Here is a 20,331-nt window from a genome sequence, read left to right on the forward strand (position 1 = left end):
TAAATAGATGAAAAAAAATAATTCCCTTACTTGTTGTAAGCATGGGAATTATTTTTTCATTTATCAGGAATCTACCTGCTCAAAAAACAACAATCTATAAATTTGGTATTTGCCAATCAATCTCCTCCATCCCAATTTCCCGTAAAATAGCATTTGTCCGGGAAAATGGTCTGCTGCCAAAAAATCCTCGATTGACTGAAAACGGGCTTGGATGAGGAGACTTAATAATGAAATGCCTGGATGAAGTAATCAATTGTTGTTTTGCCTGAGCAAAATTCCCCCAAAGGATAAACACAACTGGTGTCTCCCTTTGATTCAATGTTTCAATAACTTTGTCAGTAAAAATGTCCCAACCAAGACCTTTATGAGAGTTTGGGGTTCCCGCCCGGACGGTTAAAACTGCATTAAGCATTAAAACTCCTTGCTCGGCCCACTTTACAAGGTAACCATTATTGGGGATATAGCATCCCAAATCAGTATGCAGTTCCTTATAAATATTTTGTAATGATGGAGGAATTTTAACTCCAGGTTTAACAGAAAAACTTAATCCGTGGGCCTGTCCCGGACCATGATAAGGATCTTGGCCAATAATGACGACTTTCGTATCGTTATACGAAGTTAAATGAAGCGCGTTAAATATATCATAACGGTCCGGATAAATCACTCTCGTTTGATATTCTTCGTGCAAATGCTTCCTTAAATGTTGATAATACGGTTTCTCAAACTCTTCTTCAAGTAAAGGTGCCCAATCATTTTTTAAAATAGCCATCGCCATTCCACACTCGTTTCTATAATGGTTAACCATTTCATTATAGAAGTGAGTATTTCGAATATCAACGAAAAGATAAAGCTTCTATACCACATAAAGCTTTATTTACATCATTTTAACATATGGCCACTTACCTTCTGAAATAAGGCGATTAATTCTTTCAATTAATGGAGGCAGTTCGCTCATTGACCTGATTGTAAAATCAGCCCCATTTTGTAAAAAGGTTTGTTCCGTTTTCAAGATGACTTTCTCTTGAGCTGATTCGGATAGAGCATTAAATTCATCTATGCTTAGTCCCATTTCGGAGCTGCCAATAATAACACCTACTGACCAAACTCCTGCATTAACCGCCTCTTTTATATCTGAGATTGTATCTCCGACTTTTACTACCTTCCATGATGCCGATAAATTCAATGCTTCTATGTTTCGATAAATCATATATGGATATGGTCTACCTAGAGAATTTGTTTCATCAGGAGTAATATAAAAATCTGGACTATAACCTTTTTTCCATGCATTTGGAACAACAACATCCATCATCGTTTGTGTATATCCTGTTGTTGAACCGATTTTCAAACCTTGGCTTCTTAATGTTTGTACAGTCTCTATAACCTCTGGAATTGGATCTGTATAATCTATTAAAGAAGACATGAGTGAAGGTTCGAATTCAGCATATAAGTTCTCAACATCTTTTTCATTGAACTCTCTTCCAAATTTTTCACTCCATAAAGCAGAAATTCTAGGCATCGACAACATGGCGCGAATATGGTCTATCTTAAGCATTCCCATGGGTGCTCTTGCTTCCTCCATTGTTACATCAATACCTGCTTTTTTAAATATATCCATAAAAACATTTACAGGTGCAAAACAACCAAAATCAACTGTTGTCCCTGCCCAATCCAAAATGACTCCTTCAATCTTAATCATTTGGCCATCACTCCCATATATTCTTCAATAATATTACATAATGTTTGTATATCTTCCTCATGAATTTCACCAATATTCCCAATACGGAATGTATCTACATCCGTTAACTTTCCTGGGTAGAGGACAAAACCTCTCTCTTTTACATAGGAATAAAAGTCTTCAAAATTGAATTGTTCGTTTGGAAAAAGAAAGGTAGTGATAATCGGTGATTGTTTTTCTTCCGCGATATAGGCATGAATTCCTACTTTTTCAAGTCTTTCTCTTAAAATTCGATTATTATTTTGGTAGCGCGCATGTCTAGCTGGAATGCCGCCCTCTTCTATTAATTCATCCATTGCTTTTGAAAAAGCCGCAACTACATGTGTTGGTGAAGTGTACCTCCATTTCCCGTCGTTCTCCATTTCCTTCCATTGATCATATAAATCTAGTGATAAACTTCGAGAATTCCCTTCACAAGTTAATAGTTTCTCCAGTTTTGCAATGACAAAACCAAATCCTGGCACACCTTGAATACATTTATTGGCACTGCTTATTAAATAATCAATTCCAAGGGCAGGAACATTGATTTCCATTCCACCGAAACTGCTCATTGCATCAATGATTAGTGTTTTACCATAACTCTTGGACAGGTTTGCAACCACTTCAATCGGATTTAATATCCCTGTCGTTGTTTCACAATGAACCATAATTATATGTGTAATTTCTTGGTCTTCATCTAAAATACTCCTTAATTCCGCTTCATTTGGATATTCATTATATGGAATACTATACTCTCTGAATGTAAGACCAATGTATTTCGCCATTTTTACAATTCGTTCACCATATGCACCGTTTGTAATGATTAATGACTTGTCATGATCCGTTATAGCAGTATTCATTACAGATTCAACGGCGAAGGTACCACTTCCTTGCATTAATACAACGGTATACTCTTCGTTCGTAGCACCTGCAAGTGCAAGAAGTTGTGATCTTATTTTTTGCGTAATATCTTTATAGTCTTGATCCCAAGTACAACGATCAAAAAGCATCTCCTCTTTAACAGATTTAGTAGTAGTCAATGGACCTGGTGTCAAAAGTTTATAGTTATTCATGTTCCCTACGCTCCTTCATCCCTTTATTTTGCTGAATTAAAAAACTGTTGGTGCTGCTGTAATAGATCAACGGTTAATGGCTTTTCAAATTTTTTAGTATGAGCAGGCTTATGAACGTCACTAATTGTTTCTCCCTTATACAAGGCAACTGGATAATAGTCTAATAGCTCTTTTCTGCCATTTTTAATGATAACCTCGGCCATTTTCATTGCTAGTTTTGTAGTTGCATCATCTTTTTTCACAACTGCAATGGATTCCGTAAGAGAGAAATTACCTTCCCTTGGATCAATATAATCAATTGGTGCACCTTGTTCCTTCGCTAATACCGCTTGATGACGAAGTCCAAAACCTGCGGCAACTTCTCCTGCTTGTACTTTCTTAATAGGACCTGAACCAGAGCTTTCAAGATGTGGACCAACATTTGCAATTAATTTATGTAGAATGGTCTTCCCTGCTTTTTCTCCATATTGAGTAATAATGGCTTGGACTAATAACCAACCTGTTGAAGAGTCCATAATATTTGGAATTGACACTAGGCCTTTAAATTCCGGTTTCGTTAAATCCTTAATAGAAGTTGGCATTGGTAATCCCTTTTCTTTGATGACTTCTGTATTGATGAAAATGGAACCGGTATTAGCTAAAATCGGCGTATAATAAGACGGATATTTTTCTAACGCATTGGTTGTGAATGATAAATCTTTAAACATATTGTGCTTTTCTTGAGCACTTTGTACAAAATAAGAGCTCATGGTAACTAAATTAGCATCAATCTTATCTCCCTCTGCCATTAGCTTTCCTCCTAATTCAGAAGTACCCAAAGATTGAACTACATATTTTCCTTCATACCCTGCTCCTTTTAATGCATTTTCCATCGCTGCAACTGCTTCGTCATCACCATTCGTTAAAATAACCACTTTCTTTACTTCAGCATTTGCTGCATCTGTTGAATTATTACAGCCAACTAATGAAATTACTAAACCTACTACAACAAGAAACAGCAATATTCCCTTAAGCTTTTTAAACATACACTATCCCTCACTTTTAATTTTTTTATTAAAAAATCACTCATTAACGATCCACTAATTGTCGTTTTTGAAAAAAATCACAAAGCAATTTAACCAATAAATTTGTACAAAAGATGAGTATAGATAAAACAAAGATTTCATTGAATTTAGCAAAATGCTGCAATTCCTTAATTTTGCTTGCTACTACTGAAGTTTGGGCTGTAACCAAAAAGATAATTCCACTGATGGTTACCATTGCATTGATAAAATAGTATCTAAACATCTCGATTACGGTTAATACCGAATTGGGAATGATGACACGTAGGATTGTTGATAACCAGCTATCACCCAATAGTTCTCCAGTCGTTTCCCAAGATGGATTCATTTTAGCTAGGGAATTTTTCGCCATTAAATAAGGCGTCGTAAAGTAGTGAACAATGGTACATAGGATAATGATGAAAAATGTCCCTTTTAAACTGCTGTTATTAAAAAGAAATAAATAAGATAAGCCTAATACCATACCCGGTACTGTATTTGTAATCATTGAAATAATATCCATTACTGATTTACCTTTAATAGTTGTGCGTACATTCAAAAGAGCTGAACAATAGGCAATAACCGTACCAAATATGGCAGTACAGACCGCTACTAATAATGAATTTTTATAAACATTTACTAAATCGCTCGATTGAAAAACATCAGAAAAATGCTTCCATGTAAAAATAAGATTGTATGGATAACTAACTACCAACGGTGCTACAAACATGACGACAAAAATAGCAACCATTCCAATTAACATAAGAGAAGATATCAATCCTAAGAAAATGTCTCTACTTTTATTCTGAACTAACTCTATATCAGCAAATTTATCGTAATGAAAATTATATCTATCAAGATAAGTTAACAGTAAAACCCCAAACATAGCTGGAAATAACATCAGTACCGCTATGGCTGCACCATTATTAAAATCTGGAATAGAACCGAGCATAACTTGGTAAAGCTCTGTTGCAACAACATTATATATTCCCCCAACTGAAGCAGGTATCCCAAAATCCGTAAAGCTCAAGATAAAGGAGAGAATGAAGGCTCCACCTATAGTTCCCAATAATGGACGAATGATTGTATTCCTAAAACTTCTTACCGCTCCATCCCCCATCAGCTTTGATACGATAAAGAATTTTTTATCCATATACGTAAAGGAATTATTAATAAGCAGAAACACAGGCGGTAATGTATAAATCACGTAGCCGATTAATAACCCTTTAAATCCGTAAATCTCAAATAAATTTCTCCCGAAAAGTTTGGTGATTAATCCCTGGTTTCCAAAAGAATACATTATAGCAAATCCATATGTAATTGTTGGCAGCAACATAGGGATAAGAATACCCGTTTTAATGACAGCTTTTAACGGACGGTAGATTCTCGTGCAATGGATGGTATAGGCTAAAACAAATGCTAAAATAGTAGTAATTACAGCAGTAATACTAGAAATTTTTATGCTGTTTCCAATCGACTCTATTAGTTCTTTGTTAGACATAATAGAAACATAATTTGAGATTCCAAATCCGTGATTTGTTTCAAAGGAACGAACAAATAAACTGATTAAAGGCAATACAAGAAAGGCCGCAAATACACATATTACAATGAAAAAAAAGATCCGCATTTCATGTTTTACATTAAGCATACTTTTCACCAAATAAGTTATAAATGTTTTGTCTTTTAATCTGTAATTGCTTGAGAATAAATTCCTTCACAAAATCATTACTTGGTTGATTCATAATTTCATAAGGTGTTCCAAACTGCGAAATGCTCCCATTATTAATAATGAGAATTTTATCTGATAATGTTAATGCTTCCTCTGGGTCATGTGTGACAATAATAGTTGTAAGCTTAAATTCCTTCGCAATAGACTTAATACGTTCCTTAATCGATTCTTTAATGACCCCATCCAATGCACTTAAAGGCTCATCTAACAATAATATTTTCGGTTTTGTCACTAATGTTCTTGCAAGCGCAACCCTTTGTTTCTGACCGCCTGATAATTCCCCTATTTTCTTTTTCAAATGAGGTTCTAACTCTAGAAACTCGATATATTCCTGAATTTCTCTCTCTGACACTAATCCCTTTTTATTTCTTAAGCCATATACAATATTTTCATATGCATTTAAGTGAGGAAAAAGGGCATAATCTTGAAAGACAATATTGAATCCTCGCTTCTTCATTGGTACATTACTCAAATCCGTATCATTAAAAATGATTTTCCCCTGATCCATTTTAGTTAAGCCCAGGATAATATTTAATAACGTCGTTTTACCGCTGCCACTTGGCCCTAATAGTGAAACGATTTCTCCTGTGTTAATTTCAAGATTGATATTTTCTAAAATGACCTTTTGATTGTATTGTTTGCCTATGTATTGCAATTTCAGCAAACTGTTCACCTCCTTGAGTACATTTTAAGTATAAAAACTATATGTAAATTTCAATTAATGATTATGTAAATAGTATGTAAATTGTGCATAAATTTTAAGTAAATCATGCGCAATTTATGACTAAATTTTATTTAACATATGCTAAATATTTAATGTTGTTTTTGTAAATATATTGAAAACAGAATGAGTAATCAGTACACTTTAAATTAAAATGCTAACTAAAAATGGGTGAAGAAGATGTTTCCTCTTGAAAGACAAAAAAAAATTATGGATCTATTAACAATAAAAAAAGTATTGAAGATAACGGAGTTAACGAAAGAATTGGAAGTGTCTGTTGATACATTGCGCAGAGACATAAACCAGCTTACGAAGGAAGGGAAAATCAAGAAAATTTATGGTGGAATTAAATTAATAGAATCGCAATTTGGAGAATCTACTATAGATGAACGCATGATCAGCCATCTAGAGGAAAAGAATAGCATCGCACAAAAATGCAGTGAATATATCAACGATGGGGATTGTATTTATCTAGATAGCGGCTCCACTACCTTTCAAATTGCAAAATATATTAAAAATAAAAAGAACCTTACAGTAATAACCAATTCCATCCCGATCATTCTTGAACTAATGAATAGTGATGTCGAACTGATTATCATAGGTGGAAAAATAAGAAAAAACGAACAATCCGTCGTCACCTATGAATATTTATTTAATTTTAATCAATTAAACATTCAAAAGGCGTTTATTTGTGCCAGTGGCATTACAATCGAAAAAGGGATTTCTGACTACAATATTGAAGAAGCCATTACTCGAAAGAAAATGATTGAATTATCTAATGAAATCTATGTTGCATCTGATAGTTCAAAATTTGGGAAGAATGTTACCATTGGAATAGCTCCACTTGAAAAAATTGATTATATTATTACAGATCAAAACATAAATCAAGTTTTGATCAATCAATTTAAAAAGTCTCCGACAAATCTAATCATTTCAGAATGATATATATTTAAAAACAAGAGGTGCATCAATTGACAGCACCTCTTGTTTTTAAATATTTCCCCATTTATATCTATTACTTAGTCGAGAAACGAATGGTAGGCGGTTATTTTGTATTTGATCAGGAAACGATCTTACGTAGGGATGGGCAATCGGACGTACCAAAAAGGCAGCAGAACAAAATCGAATTTCTGCTTAGAAACCGTCTGACATAAATGTTATCGTACCTATTATGGATGCAGCTTTTTTACCCTAATTTATCCAAAATACCCCGTAGTTCATCTTAATAGGCTTATCTATAATGGATAACCTCTTGTTTATTATCAATATATTTAGTTGAACCTCAATTATTTATCCTAATATACCTTTTAATTGAGAAATTGGAATATCAATTGAAAATGTGCCGTAATCTCATTTATTTATGTAAATAAAGCAACCATAACAAAAAATAGTTATTTCGAATAAGAATCATTCTTCTTGACAAAACAACAAAAAGTATATAATAATAGTTTTTGTATTAAAATTATTATAAATAACGAATCATAATTAAAAGCAAATTATTATTCGTTATTACTAATAAATCATCAAAATATTAGGAGGAATATACATTATGTCTTTAATCGGAAAAGAAGTACTACCATTCACAGCACAAGCTTACAGAAACGGTGAATTTTTAGAAGTAACTGAACAAGATATGAAAGGTCACTGGAGTGTTGTTTGCTTCTACCCAGCAGACTTTACATTTGTTTGCCCAACAGAGCTTGAGGATCTTCAAGATCAATACCCTGCCCTTCAAGAACTTGGCGTTGAAGTATTCTCTGTTTCAAGAGATTCTCATTTTACACATAAAGCATGGCACGATACATCAGAAGCAATTGGTAAAATTACTTATACAATGATAGGTGACCCTGCACATGTTCTTTCCCGCAACTTTGATGTGTTCATTGAAGAATTAGGACAAGCTGACCGCGGTACTTTCATTATTGACCCTGATGGTATTATTCAAGCTATTGAAATTAACGCAGATGGCATTGGCCGTGACGCAAGCACCCTTATTAACAAAATTAAAGCAGCACAATATGTTCGCAACAATCCAGGTGAAGTTTGCCCAGCAAAATGGAAAGAAGGCGCTGAAACACTTAAGCCAAGCCTAGACCTTGTAGGCAAAATTTAAGGAGAGTGCTTCAAATGATACTTGATGCAGATATTAAGGCACAACTAAATCAATACCTTCAATTATTGGAGAACGATGTGCTGCTTAAAGTCAGTGCAGGCTCCGATTCATTATCCGGTGACATGCTAGCTCTAATGGATGAGCTAGCGACCATGTCATCTAAAATTAAAGTAGAAAAAACAACATTGGAGAGAACACCAAGCTTTAGTGTAAACCGTGTCGGGGAGGATTCAGGAATCTCTTTTGCTGGAATTCCTCTTGGACATGAGTTTACTTCTTTCGTGCTGGCTCTGCTTCAGGTGAGCGGCAGACCACCAAAGATCGAACAAAAAGTAATCGATCAAATAAAAAGCATTTCAGGTGAATATCACTTTGTAACTTACGTAAGTCTAACCTGCCACAACTGTCCTGATGTTGTGCAGGCACTGAACATCATGAGTGTTCTTAATCCAGGTATTAGTCACACCATGATTGATGGCGCAGCTTTCAAGGAAGAAGTAGAAAGCAAAGGCATTATGGCTGTACCAACTGTTTTCCTAAATGGAGAATCATTTGGCAGTGGCCGTATGACACTGGAAGAAATTCTTGCTAAGATGGGAAATACTACAGATGCCTCCGATCTTTCTGATAAAGAACCATATGACGTGCTTGTAGTTGGCGGTGGCCCTGCCGGAGCCAGTGCAGCAATCTATGCAGCCCGTAAAGGCATTCGAACAGGTATTGTCGCTGAACGCTTCGGCGGCCAAATTATGGATACACTAGGCATCGAGAACTTTATCAGCGTAAAATACACAGAAGGCCCTAAACTCGCAGCAAGTCTAGAGGAACATGTAAAACATTATGATGTTGATGTGATAAATGTACAACGTGCTAAACGTCTAGAAAAGAAAGACTTCATTGAAGTGGAGTTAGAAAATGGAGCTGTTCTAAAGGGTAAAACGGTTATCCTTTCAACTGGTGCACGCTGGCGCAATATTGGAGTCCCAGGTGAAGCTGAGTTTAAAAACAAAGGCGTAGCCTACTGTCCACATTGTGATGGTCCATTATTTGAGGGAAAAGACGTTGCTGTTATCGGCGGTGGTAATTCCGGTATTGAAGCGGCTATTGACCTTGCAGGAATTGTAAAACATGTAACAGTTCTTGAGTTTGCACCAGAGCTTAAGGCAGATTCTGTATTACAAGATCGTCTATACAGCCTTCCAAATGTAACAGTCATCAAGAACGCGCAAACAAAAGAAATTACGGGTACCGACAAAGTAAACGGTATTTCGTACGTTGACCGTGAAACAGGCGAAGAACATCATATTGAATTGCAAGGTGTCTTTGTTCAAATTGGTCTTGTGCCAAATACCGACTGGTTAGAGGGAACTCTTGAGCGCACTCGCTTTGGTGAAATCATTGTAGATAAGCATGGAGCGACAAGCATCCCAGGCGTATTTGCTGCAGGTGACTGTACAGATAGCGCGTATAAACAAATCATTATTTCGATGGGTTCAGGTGCTACTGCCGCTTTAGGCGCATTTGATTATCTCATTCGAAATTAAATATAACATGAATATATAAGAAAAGGAGAGCTGATTACGTTCATTGCTCTCCTTTACTTTTTGTTTCTTTCATTAAAGCGACTTGGATGAGATTTTCTAAATAATAACGTTAGTTTAGGAAATCCTAATGTAAAAAGGTAGACTGGAGGGCAATTAAATGGCAAAAAGCCCTACGACAAACAGCAAGACTTTTTGCATGAGTGAGTATGACATATTAAAACGAGTAATCCTTTGTCAGCCTCAATATATGACAATCCGCGAAGTTATTAATGAAACCCAGGAGCATTTTAAGAATGAAGGTATCCATATTGAACGAGCGCTCGAGCAGCACGGGGAATTGGTCAAAACACTAAAGGATAATGACATCGAGGTTATTTTATTGCCTTATCATAAAAAATATCCTGAACAAGTCTTTACTAGGGATATTGGTTTTACACTGGGACAAACCATCTTTGTTGCTAAGATGGCGACAGAAGTCCGTGCAGGAGAGGAAGACGTTTTAAAGCAATGGTTGGAGGAGGAAGAAATTTCTTATTATAATTTAGTCGAGGAACGAATCGAAGGCGGAGATGTTGTGATTGACCAGGAAACCATTTATGTGGGGCTGAGCAACCGCACAGATCAAAAAGCAGCAGATCAGTTACAGCGCCTTCTGAATCAATTTAATGTGGTTCCCATCCCATTTAAAGATAAATACTTACATTTGGATTGTATATTTAATGTCGTTTCACCTGATATTGCACTTATCTATCCAAATGCATTAACGAAAAAATACATCGATTATTTTGCTTCTCGCTATGAGTTAATTGAAGTGTCGGAAGAAGAACAATTTCAATTGGGTACAAATGTGTTAAGTATTGGAAACAAGCGATTATTGAGTTTGCCTGTCAACAAAAAGGTAAACCAGCAACTTCGTGACCATGGCTTTCAAGTTATTGAAGTGGATATCACAGAAATCATTAAATCCGGCGGATCCTTTCGTTGTTGCACTCTACCGATTATACGGGAAGCTTAAAATAATAGTGACCCTAATCTAACGCTTGCATATCTGGACGGGACAATTGCTTCTTGTGAATCGATACGTGGAATTGTGAGGACATACGTTCCGTTATCTATGGCAAAAATGGTAATTCCGTGTTTTTATCGGACATACGTTCCGCTCTTTAGCCAAAAAGCCATCATTTTTACATGTTTTTTGGCAAATAGCGTACTCAGTGTCCGGTAATTCCTCAAAAATAGCATTATTTATGAAAATAACGTACTCAGTGTCCGGTAAGGGGTTAAAAGACAAATTAACTAAAAACGCATGGATTTGGCTAATAGGTACCGACCCCCGAAAGTTAGAGTAATAAATCTAACTTTCGGGGGTGTTTTTATGGCAAAATATAGTGAAGAATTCAAAATAAGGCTTGTCACCGAGTATTTAGAGGGCAATATTGGGTATGGATCATTGGCAAAAAAATATAATATGGGCAGCCAGACCTCAATACGTGAATGGGTGAATGTATATAAGTCTCAAGGGATGGATGGGTTAAATCGTAGGAAAACGAAAAAGGAGTATTCTGTTCAATTTAAAATGGATACGATACAATTTATGTTAAACACAGGTGCTTCTTATTTAGAAACTGCTGTTCATTTTAATTTGAACAACCCTTCCTTGATTATTCGCTGGACGAAAGAATTTTATGAACAAGGAGTAGAAGGCCTGATTCCAAAACCAAAGGGGCGGTCTTCTGTGTCTAAGAAACCCAATAAACAAAAGAATAAGGAAGAAAAAAAGTTAACACGTGAAGAAGAGTTGGAACGTGAGAATGAACTACTAAAGCTAGAAAATGCGTACCTAAAAAAGCTGAGAGCTTTTCGGGCAAATCAGAATGCCTTCCTCGAAAAGCACAAGCTAAATTGGCATTCGAACTCAAAGAAGAAGGATTCCGATTAAAGGATATTTTCCTTGTGGTCGGTATTCCTGAGGCAACCTATCACTATCATGTAAAAAACTTTGGGAATAAAGATACGAATAGAGAGCTAAAAGAACTCATTACCGACCTGTTTAAGAAGTTCCATGAACGTTACGGTTATAAACGCATCACAAAGGAATTAAAGAAGTTAGGACATCGTGTTAACCATAAAAAAGTGTATCGACTTATGCGAGAAATAGGATTGAAATGTGTAAAATTTATGCGGAAATCCCGTAAATACAATTCCTATAAGGGGAAGGTTGGGAAGGTAGCGAAAAACCGTTTATCCCGGCGTTTTTCCACACCTATCCCTCTTCAAAAATTAGTAACAGACATTACAGAATTCAAATGTCTAGGCGATGAGAAGTTATATTTAAATCCGATTCTTGACCTTTATAACGTAGAAATTGTTGCGTTTGAAATTAGGAAACGTCCAACGTTAGATCTTGTCATGAAACCTTTAAAAGAAACAATAGAGATATTAAAGAATCATGCGACCTATCGCACCACTATCCATTCCGATCAAGGCTGGCATTATCAACACAACCAATGGGTCAGAACGTTAAAAGAAAATAAAATATTCCAAAGCATGTCACGTAAAGCAACCTGCGCAGACAACGCTTCGATGGAGAATTTCTTCGGCATTTTAAAACAAGAAATGTATTATGGGGAGATTCTAGTAAGCTATGAAGAATTAAAAAGAAGAATAGAAGAATATATCTACTGGTATAACAATGAACGTTCAAAAGAAAAATTGGCTGGAATGAGGCCAGTTGAATACCGAACTCAATCCAGCCAATCAGCTGCATAATAAAACTCTAACTTTTAGGGGTAACCACCATATCCATGCGTTTATGTGCACTATTTCTATTGCTTATGTTACTGTGATTTCTAAATTTCACCACAGTATCAGCACTACTTAATTTAAAAATGCTTTTCTAACAATATTAAACAGTTGCAGTATCTCTCTCTACGTTACCTGACTTGTTTGAATCCTGTAACTGAACGTTTTCGTTTAAGCCAAGCGCCTGTGCTGTTGAAGTATGAATCTCCTCGATAAGCTCTGGATGCTCCCTTAGTGACAAGCCATAAGAAGGAATCATTTCTTTAATTTTCGGTTCCCATTCCTTCATATGTTGCGGGAAGCATTTGTTTATTACATCAAGCATAACCTGAACAGCGGTAGAAGCACCTGGAGAAGCGCCAAGCAATGCAGCGATGGTGCCATTAGCACCTGTAATAACTTCCGTACCAAATTGAAGCGTTCCTTTGCCTCCAGCCTCCGTATCTTTAATAACTTGAACACGTTGGCCTGCTACCACGATATCCCAATCTTCAATTTTAGCGTTAGGAACAAATTCTCGTAGCTCTTCGATACGTTGTTCCTTCGATAACATAAGTTGTTGAACGAGATATTTTGTTAAAGGAATGTTTTTTGCACCTGCTGCTAACATCGTAAAGACATTATTCGGTTTTACAGATGCGATTAAATCCATATTAGAACCCGTTTTTAAGAATTTTGGTGAGAAGCCGGCAAACGGTCCGAATAGCAATGATTTTTTGTTGTCGATATATCGTGTATCAAGATGCGGCACAGACATTGGAGGAGCACCAACTGCAGCTTTTCCGTATACTTTTGCATGATGTTGCTCTACAACCTCTTGATTGTTACATACTAGGAATAATCCGCTTACTGGGAATCCTCCAATATGTTTACTTTCAGGAATACCTGTTTTTTGTAGTAAATGCAAGCTTCCGCCACCGGCACCAATAAAGACGAATTTTGCAGTATGGCGTTCGACAATGCCTCTATCGTTCCTTACTTTTAATTCCCAAGCGCCATCGGCAGTACGTTTAATATCATTAACCTTATGTTTAAATTTGATATGAACGTTTTTACTCTCTAAGTGGTCGAACAACATGCGTGTTAAAGCACCAAAGTTGACATCCGTTCCTGTGTCAATTTTGGTTGCAGCTATAGGTTCCTTCGATGTACGGCCATCCATAATAAGCGGAATCCATTCCTTCAATGTTTCCGGATCATCAGAAAATTCCATCCCTTGGAAAAGAGGATTGTTCGAAAGCGCTTCAAAACGTTTTTTCAAGAACTCTACATTTTTTTCCCCTTGTACTAAACTCATATGAGGCAATGGCATAATAAAGTCATGAGGATTACTGATTAAATTACTGTTTACAAGATAAGACCAAAATTGTCTTGAAACCTGGAACTGTTCATTAATATTTATCGCTTTACTAATATCTATGGATCCATCCGGTTTTTCTACGGTGTAGTTAAGCTCACAAAGTGCAGAATGCCCTGTTCCCGCATTATTCCATTCGTTAGAGCTTTCCTCTCCTGCCCATTCGAGCTTCTCAAAAACAGTAATATTCCAATCCGGAACTAGTTCTTTCAAGAGTGTTCCCAAAGTCGCACTCATGATTCCGGCACCAATTAAAATAACGTCTGTTCTAGTATCACGGTTGCTCATTTTTTTCATCCTTATTCCCTATATTTGCAGAAAGGATGTAGGCTATCCTGCTAAAGCGTCACAGCAAGCCATGGCGCGACCTAGTCACACCATTTCTGCATCAATTTTTTCCTTCTTATATTATATCACTATTATTTCTAGTTTAAAATAACTAGGATTATTTGATAATTATAAGCTATTTGAAAATCTAGTAAAAAGTGGGTATTTGCACCCATACGTTTGCGCACACAAAAACCAAAGCCTTAACAGTTTCTCGAAAAGGTTGAGGCTTTGGTTTGCAGTTTCTTATATCAACTTAAGAGGCTGTAATTAAAAAGTTATAAATTATCCAGCCTTAAATGGACCCAAGTTGAAGGACAAGTTAATGAACTAAGACACCTAAAAAATCCAAATTTTTATTTAGGAATTCCCTATTAAAGTATTAATCTCGTTCGAGTAATTCAGCACCAGCAATTCCTGGATGTGTCATTTCATACGGATCTAATATCAAATTTAGCTCTTCTTCTGTTAATACATCATATTTCAAACATAGATCCCGGATTGGTGCACCGCTTAAGATTGCCTCGCGGGCAATACGAGCTGCCGCTTCATACCCAATATGGGGATTTACTGCAGTAATGAGTCCTGCACTCTTCTCAACATACTCTTTCATTCTTTCTTCATTAGCTTGTATGCCTTTTAAGCAATTGTCAGTAAAAGTGCGGAAAGCATTATTCATGATGCTGATGGATTGCAGCAAATTAAATACAAGAACAGGCTCCATAACATTTAACTCAAGCTGGCCTGCTTCGGATGCCAGACAGATTGTATGGTCATTGCCAATAACTTGGAATGCCACCTGATTAATTACTTCTGCCATCACAGGATTTACTTTACCAGGCATAATGGAAGAACCCGGCTGTCTTGCAGGCAGTGTGATTTCACCTAATCCGGCTCTTGGTCCTGACGCCATTAAACGCAAGTCATTGGCGATTTTTGACATATTCATCATACAAACCTTCAATGCTGCTGATACTTCTGTGTAAGCATCTGTATTTTGGGTGGCATCAACAAGATGCTCAGCACCGATTAACGGTAAGCCGCTAATCTCTGCCAGATGTTTTACTACCAATTCAATGTACCGCGGATAAGCATTTAATCCGGTTCCAACTGCTGTTGCCCCCATGTTCAATTCATATAAATGCTGACGTGATTGTTGAATTCGTTTGATATCGCGACCGATAACGCGGCTATAAGCTTCAAATTCCTGTCCAAGCCGAATCGGCACAGCATCCTGAAGGTGTGTGCGCCCCATTTTAATGACATGGTTAAATTCCTGAGCCTTCTCCTCAAAAACTGCACGCATTTCTTCCATGGTAGCCAATAAGTTTTCCAAAAGATTTAACACGGCAATATGAATCGCCGAAGGAAATGCATCATTTGTGGATTGGGACATATTAACATGAGTATTGGGGCTGCAATGGAAATAGTCCCCTTTTTCTTTCCCAAGCAATTCGAGAGCACGGTTGGCAAGGACTTCATTCACATTCATGTTAATCGATGTTCCTGCTCCGCCTTGAATCGGGTCAACTATTATTTGATCATGCCATTTGCCTTCTATCATTTCATCTGCTGCCTTAACAATTGCTTCTCCAAGTTCGGAGTAGAGACGCTTAACATCCATATTTGCAAGTGCAGCTGCCTTTTTCACGATTGCCATACCCTTTATTAATTCTCCATGGATATGATACCCAGTGATTGGAAAATTCTCAACTGCCCGGAGTGTCTGAATCCCATAATAAGCTTCAGCAGGAACTTCCTTTGATCCTAAAAAATCCTTTTCAGTACGCATTTGACTTTGTGTGATTGACATATTTTTCGCTCTCCTATTTAGTAAAGTCCAATAGCTGTCCATATTAAAGAAAAATAAAAAATAGACACTGTCTAGCGCAAGCAGCTAGCGGATTTCTCCGTCTCCTCCGGTCGATAAGTCAACATCAGGTAAAAATGGAAGAGCTATTTTTCAATAGCGAGTGAATTACCTCAGCACGGTTTCCTTTATATCGGTCGAAGACTACGAAATCCGTACGCTAGAGCTGCGGCGCTTCCGCTTTTCTTACTATCTAAAATCCTTAGGAATTCGACGGTTCACTCCTGTTAAGATTGCTGCTTGTACAACAGCTTGACGTACTTTCGAAACGACATGTTCGTTAAAAATACTAGGAATTATATATTGCTCGTTCAGTTCTTTTTCCGTAACAACCGATGCGATCGCCCGAGCAGCAGCAAGCTTCATTGGCTCATTAATTAAAGTTGCCCGACAGTCGAGAGCTCCACGATATATACCAGGAAACGCTAACACATTATTGATTTGGTTAGGGTAGTCACTGCGTCCTGTAGCAAATACTCTTACATGATCCTGAGCTTCCTCAGGTGAAATTTCAGGATTAGGGTTAGCCATCGCAAAAACGATTGGATCTTCAGCCATTTTCTGAACATCTGCAGCTGATAAAATACCGCCTCTTGATACGCCAATAAAAACATCCGCATCCTTAATAACGTCTTTCAACGTTCCTTCTTGCTTTTCAACTTGATCTTGTTCCGCTAGCCATTGCCACATTGGATAAGGATAGGTTCCACCATTTACGATTGCCCCATCACGGTCCACAGGAACGAGACGTTTTACACCCGCATTAATAAGCATTTTACAAATGGCTACTCCGGCAGCTCCGATTCCATTCACAACCACACGAACGTCTTCCATCTTTTTACCCACAACTTTTAAGGCATTTAAAAGACCTGCAACGACAACCACTGCGGTTCCATGTTGATCATCATGAAAAACTGGAATATCTAATTCTTCCGTCAAACGCTTTTCAATTTCGAAACAACGTGGTGAACTAATATCTTCTAAATTAATCCCGCCAAAAATAGGTGCTATATTTTTTATTGTTTGAATGATCTCTTCTGTATCCTGTGTATCCAAGCAGATTGGAAAGGCATCAACATCCGCTAATTGCTTAAATAACATCGCCTTACCTTCCATAACAGGTGCCGATGCAAGCGGTCCTATATCTCCAAGACCGAGTACAGCACTGCCATCTGAAATTACTGCGACAGTATTTCGTTTAATCGTCAAAGAGTAAGCTTTCTTCGGATCTTCATGAATAGCGGAACAAACACGAGCAACTCCTGGAGTATAAACCCTTGATAAATCATCTCTATTTTTGATAGGTATCTTTGATTTAATCGAGATTTTTCCACCTAAATGCGCAAGAAATGTCCGATCTGATACGTTAATTATTTTTACACCTGAGGTAGATCTTAGATGTTCAAGAACTTGTTCCTCGTGCTTATCACTTACTTCAATTGTGATGTCACGTACGGAAGATTCCCCACTGGAACTAATAACATCAATGGATATAATATCTCCTCCTGCTTTTCCTATAACAGAGGCAACTTCACCAAATGAAATATTTTTTAATTCGACACGTGCTACCAAATTATTAAAAGCCATTGTTTTTCTCCTTTATGCATTTTTGTCACCTTTTCCTAAGGCAATGCTCATAAATAGGCATCATCCATAATAAGACAGTTATAGCTAACTCCCTTATCCTTGTTACTAGTTTACAATAAGAGGTCAAATTCTGCTGAATCAAGTGACCTTTCATGTTGTAACCAATATTCCCGGATTGATAGATTAATTCGTAAATCAATGTTGGGAATTTTTCCTTAACAAAGATTATATACCGCTTTCATTATACTACCAAAAAATAAATTTTGGGTGATATTTGGTTAATATAAAAATGGTAAAATATCAATTAAATGCTACTCTAATTTATTCCGGAGCATTGTAAGGTAGTTTTAATTGAAAACGATAGATTTCATTTAAAAAATATATAACATGATTGGAACCAAAAACCGTACAGTTTTCTCCGAACAATTTACTTCCCGTGCCAAATCCTTTATATGTAATGCCCCATCCTCATGAACGAGCAAAATCTTCAATAAATCCTTATGCCTACTATTCATCCTTTCGCACCTGCTCAACATCATAATATACAAGAAAGTTTAACTTTTATCTTTTCGGAAAGCAATGAAACATGTGATGCCTCTCTTCTTCAGACTCAACGGAAAAAGGAAGCAGGAGAACATTGTCCTGCTTCTACTTTACCTCTATAAACTTAAGGATCTGGTATAACACTAGTAAACATGATTAGTTTTATGGCGAAAGATCAGCAAAAAAGCAGAAAAATTGTTTACTCTATTAGCGGGCAGGCGGAATGCTCTGAGGAAAATTGAAAACATTATCTGGATCATATTTAGCCTTAACCCTAGTAAGACGTTCAAAGTTACTTCCATAGTAAGCCTTAGGCCAGTTTTCAATTGATAAGTCAGGGGTATTAACATATACGCCTCGGGTAAATGGGCGCATCGCTTTATAGAAGTCCTCTACCCAACGTATACCCAAAGCCGCCCCAGCTTTTTTGTTCCATGTGGCAAATATCGACATGTTTGAAAGAGCCTTGCGATAGTAATATGCTGTTGCCCTACTCGATACTTTAGAGACAGCTCCGTTAAGACCATGAAAAAAGACTGAGACCGAAGAAGTTGGTGGTTCATTAATAAAGTTAGATATTAAGTCGATTGCTTCCTCTGGGAGCAATCGTTCTACGAAGGGACCTACACTCTTAAAGGGCTCGGGAGATCCTGGCTGGGTGGCTGCTATTCGTTCCACCGCTTGAAGCCATGGAATCTCTTCGATGAACACCTGTTGCGGAGGACCAGCTATAAGCAGCGGCTGCAACAACTTGCGGAGTTTTTCGGCCGAACCAAAGAACACCCCCTGCATAAGCAGAGTTGACTGTAATCCTGAGGCGATGGTAAGTAGTGGTGTAAGTCTTTCATCAACTCCGGGCTCTGTATATTCCTGCCAAATTCGCAGTACAGGCTTCAGGTACCGCAAATCCCAGCTAATATTAGCATACGCGACTGTTTCAATCTTATAAGTACGGAAGCGAAAAGAGGTACAGATCCCAAAATTACCGCCACCTCCACCACGCGATGCCCAATAAAGATCAGCATTGTGATCAGCATTGGCATGGAGAACTTCCCCATTAGCATTGACCATCTCCAACTCAAGCAGGCTATCACAAGTAAGCCCGAGCGTACGGGCTGCAATACTCTGGCCACCACCAAGAGTGAGCCCAGCGATGCCGGTGGTAGGGCAAAGACCCCCTGGTACCATTAATCCTTCAGATCCAAGAGTTTCATATATAACAATATCCCTTAAGCCAGTCTGCACAGTGACGGTTCCGCGTTTGTGATCAATATCTATCCGGTTCATCTCACTAACATCGATTACAATGCCTGCGTTAACCACTGATAACCCCTCGTAACTATGACGGCCTGATCGTATACGAATCGGAACATCATGGTATCGGGCCCAGTGCACCGCATTGGATACATCTTGAGTATTCTGGGCAAAAACGATGACCAGAGGAAATTTATTAAAAAAAGTGTTAAATTCCCTTCGAGCTGCATTATATTCCTTGTCACCAGGAACAACAATGCGGCCAGTTAGTTCAGGTTCTTTTTCTCCACGGATTGGCTTCTTCCCTTTGCTCATTACTATCACACCCTTTCATTTACGAAATCCTGCGTACAAATCAATGGGTTATCGATAGCGAGTCTATGCTGGAATACTTAACCATTTCCTGCCATCAAGTTAACCTATTAATCAATTTATAACTGTCCAGGATAATTTATGTGAAATAAATAGTGTGATCGTTCGAGAAAAGACAAGAGGTCATATAATTAAAAGATATCAGCTAAATAGGATTGAATGGAATTAGGTAATAATCGATAGAAAAAGCCTTTATATTTAATATCGAATAGACCAGCAATACATAAAAGTATTATTATGAATAATAAAATAAGTATCTTATTCTTTTTTGACATTGATTTCAAC

At 37.2% G+C, this 20,331-nt stretch carries 18 protein-coding genes; 7 read left to right on the plus strand and 11 right to left on the minus strand.

Features of this window, described 5'->3' with window-relative positions:
- Positions 1 to 94 precede the first annotated feature (94 nt).
- The 6 genes from AN964_RS20000 to AN964_RS20025 form a co-directional block, all read right to left on the minus strand.
- Positions 95 to 769 (minus strand): uracil-DNA glycosylase, encoded by a 675-nt coding sequence (locus tag AN964_RS20000; RefSeq protein WP_055741579.1) that lies wholly within the window; start codon positions 767 to 769, stop codon positions 95 to 97.
- Positions 770 to 874: 105 nt separating this feature from the next.
- Complete coding sequence (gene phnX / locus AN964_RS20005) at positions 875 to 1,696, minus strand: phosphonoacetaldehyde hydrolase (protein ID WP_055741580.1); 822 nt, start codon at positions 1,694 to 1,696, stop codon at positions 875 to 877.
- The gene (gene phnW / locus AN964_RS20010) at positions 1,693 to 2,787 is read right to left on the minus strand and encodes a 2-aminoethylphosphonate--pyruvate transaminase (RefSeq protein ID WP_055741581.1); all 1,095 of its coding nucleotides are present in this window, start codon (positions 2,785 to 2,787) and stop codon (positions 1,693 to 1,695) included. Before phnW ends, phnX begins: the two co-directional genes overlap by 4 nt.
- A 23-nt stretch (positions 2,788 to 2,810) precedes the next feature.
- Positions 2,811 to 3,812 (minus strand): extracellular solute-binding protein, encoded by a 1,002-nt coding sequence (locus AN964_RS20015; RefSeq protein WP_055741582.1) that lies wholly within the window; start codon positions 3,810 to 3,812, stop codon positions 2,811 to 2,813.
- A gap of 43 nt (positions 3,813 to 3,855) precedes the next feature.
- Positions 3,856 to 5,475, minus strand: coding sequence for an ABC transporter permease subunit (locus tag AN964_RS20020; RefSeq protein WP_055741583.1), 1,620 nt, complete (start codon positions 5,473 to 5,475; stop codon positions 3,856 to 3,858).
- Complete coding sequence (locus tag AN964_RS20025) at positions 5,468 to 6,220, minus strand: ABC transporter ATP-binding protein (RefSeq protein ID WP_055741584.1); 753 nt, start codon at positions 6,218 to 6,220, stop codon at positions 5,468 to 5,470. Before AN964_RS20025 ends, AN964_RS20020 begins: the two co-directional genes overlap by 8 nt.
- 237 nt (positions 6,221 to 6,457) lie before the next feature.
- On the opposite strand from AN964_RS20025, the gene AN964_RS20030 reads away from it, so the two are divergent.
- The 7 genes from AN964_RS20030 (at position 6,458) to AN964_RS20060 (ending at position 12,703) form a co-directional block, all read left to right on the plus strand.
- Positions 6,458 to 7,219, plus strand: a complete 762-nt coding sequence (locus AN964_RS20030; protein ID WP_055741585.1) for a DeoR/GlpR family DNA-binding transcription regulator — start codon at positions 6,458 to 6,460, stop codon at positions 7,217 to 7,219.
- Positions 7,220 to 7,248: 29 nt separating this feature from the next.
- Complete coding sequence (locus tag AN964_RS20035; RefSeq protein WP_055741586.1) at positions 7,249 to 7,431, plus strand: hypothetical protein; 183 nt, start codon at positions 7,249 to 7,251, stop codon at positions 7,429 to 7,431.
- A 395-nt stretch (positions 7,432 to 7,826) separates the two neighbouring features.
- Positions 7,827 to 8,390 (plus strand): alkyl hydroperoxide reductase subunit C, encoded by a 564-nt coding sequence (ahpC, locus tag AN964_RS20040; protein ID WP_055741587.1) that lies wholly within the window; start codon positions 7,827 to 7,829, stop codon positions 8,388 to 8,390.
- Between the two features lie 14 nt (positions 8,391 to 8,404).
- A complete protein-coding gene (ahpF, locus tag AN964_RS20045; protein ID WP_055741588.1) occupies positions 8,405 to 9,934 on the plus strand; it encodes an alkyl hydroperoxide reductase subunit F in 1,530 nt (509 codons plus the stop codon).
- Positions 9,935 to 10,091: 157 nt separating this feature from the next.
- Positions 10,092 to 10,949: a dimethylarginine dimethylaminohydrolase family protein gene (locus AN964_RS20050; RefSeq protein ID WP_055741589.1), complete on the plus strand. Its 858-nt coding sequence runs from the start codon at positions 10,092 to 10,094 to the stop codon at positions 10,947 to 10,949.
- Positions 10,950 to 11,309: 360 nt separating this feature from the next.
- Complete coding sequence (locus AN964_RS20055) at positions 11,310 to 11,873, plus strand: helix-turn-helix domain-containing protein (protein WP_055741590.1); 564 nt, start codon at positions 11,310 to 11,312, stop codon at positions 11,871 to 11,873.
- On the plus strand, positions 11,837 to 12,703 hold the full coding sequence (locus tag AN964_RS20060) for an IS3 family transposase (protein ID WP_083489487.1): 867 nt from the start codon (positions 11,837 to 11,839) through the stop codon (positions 12,701 to 12,703). The genes AN964_RS20055 and AN964_RS20060 overlap by 37 nt, the downstream gene beginning before the upstream one ends.
- A 136-nt stretch (positions 12,704 to 12,839) precedes the next feature.
- Here AN964_RS20060 and AN964_RS20065 read toward each other — a convergent pair whose 3' ends face one another.
- From AN964_RS20065 to AN964_RS26795, 5 genes are all read right to left on the minus strand, one after another.
- Positions 12,840 to 14,381, minus strand: a complete 1,542-nt coding sequence (locus tag AN964_RS20065; RefSeq protein WP_055741592.1) for a malate:quinone oxidoreductase — start codon at positions 14,379 to 14,381, stop codon at positions 12,840 to 12,842.
- A gap of 421 nt (positions 14,382 to 14,802) precedes the next feature.
- Positions 14,803 to 16,233 carry an aspartate ammonia-lyase gene (gene aspA / locus AN964_RS20070; RefSeq protein ID WP_055741593.1) on the minus strand — a complete coding sequence of 477 codons (1,431 nt, stop codon included), beginning with the start codon at positions 16,231 to 16,233 and terminating at the stop codon, positions 14,803 to 14,805.
- Between the two features lie 246 nt (positions 16,234 to 16,479).
- Positions 16,480 to 17,877: an NAD-dependent malic enzyme gene (locus tag AN964_RS20075; RefSeq protein ID WP_055741594.1), complete on the minus strand. Its 1,398-nt coding sequence runs from the start codon at positions 17,875 to 17,877 to the stop codon at positions 16,480 to 16,482.
- Between the two features lie 750 nt (positions 17,878 to 18,627).
- Entirely contained in the window at positions 18,628 to 19,989 is a 1,362-nt protein-coding gene (locus tag AN964_RS20080; RefSeq protein ID WP_055741595.1) for an FAD-binding oxidoreductase, read from the minus strand.
- 188 nt (positions 19,990 to 20,177) lie between these two features.
- Positions 20,178 to 20,330 (minus strand): hypothetical protein, encoded by a 153-nt coding sequence (locus AN964_RS26795; RefSeq protein ID WP_163258604.1) that lies wholly within the window; start codon positions 20,328 to 20,330, stop codon positions 20,178 to 20,180.
- Position 20,331 lies beyond the last annotated feature (1 nt).

The organism is Heyndrickxia shackletonii (assembly GCF_001420715.1).
Lineage (GTDB): Bacteria > Bacillota > Bacilli > Bacillales > Bacillaceae_C > Margalitia > Margalitia shackletonii.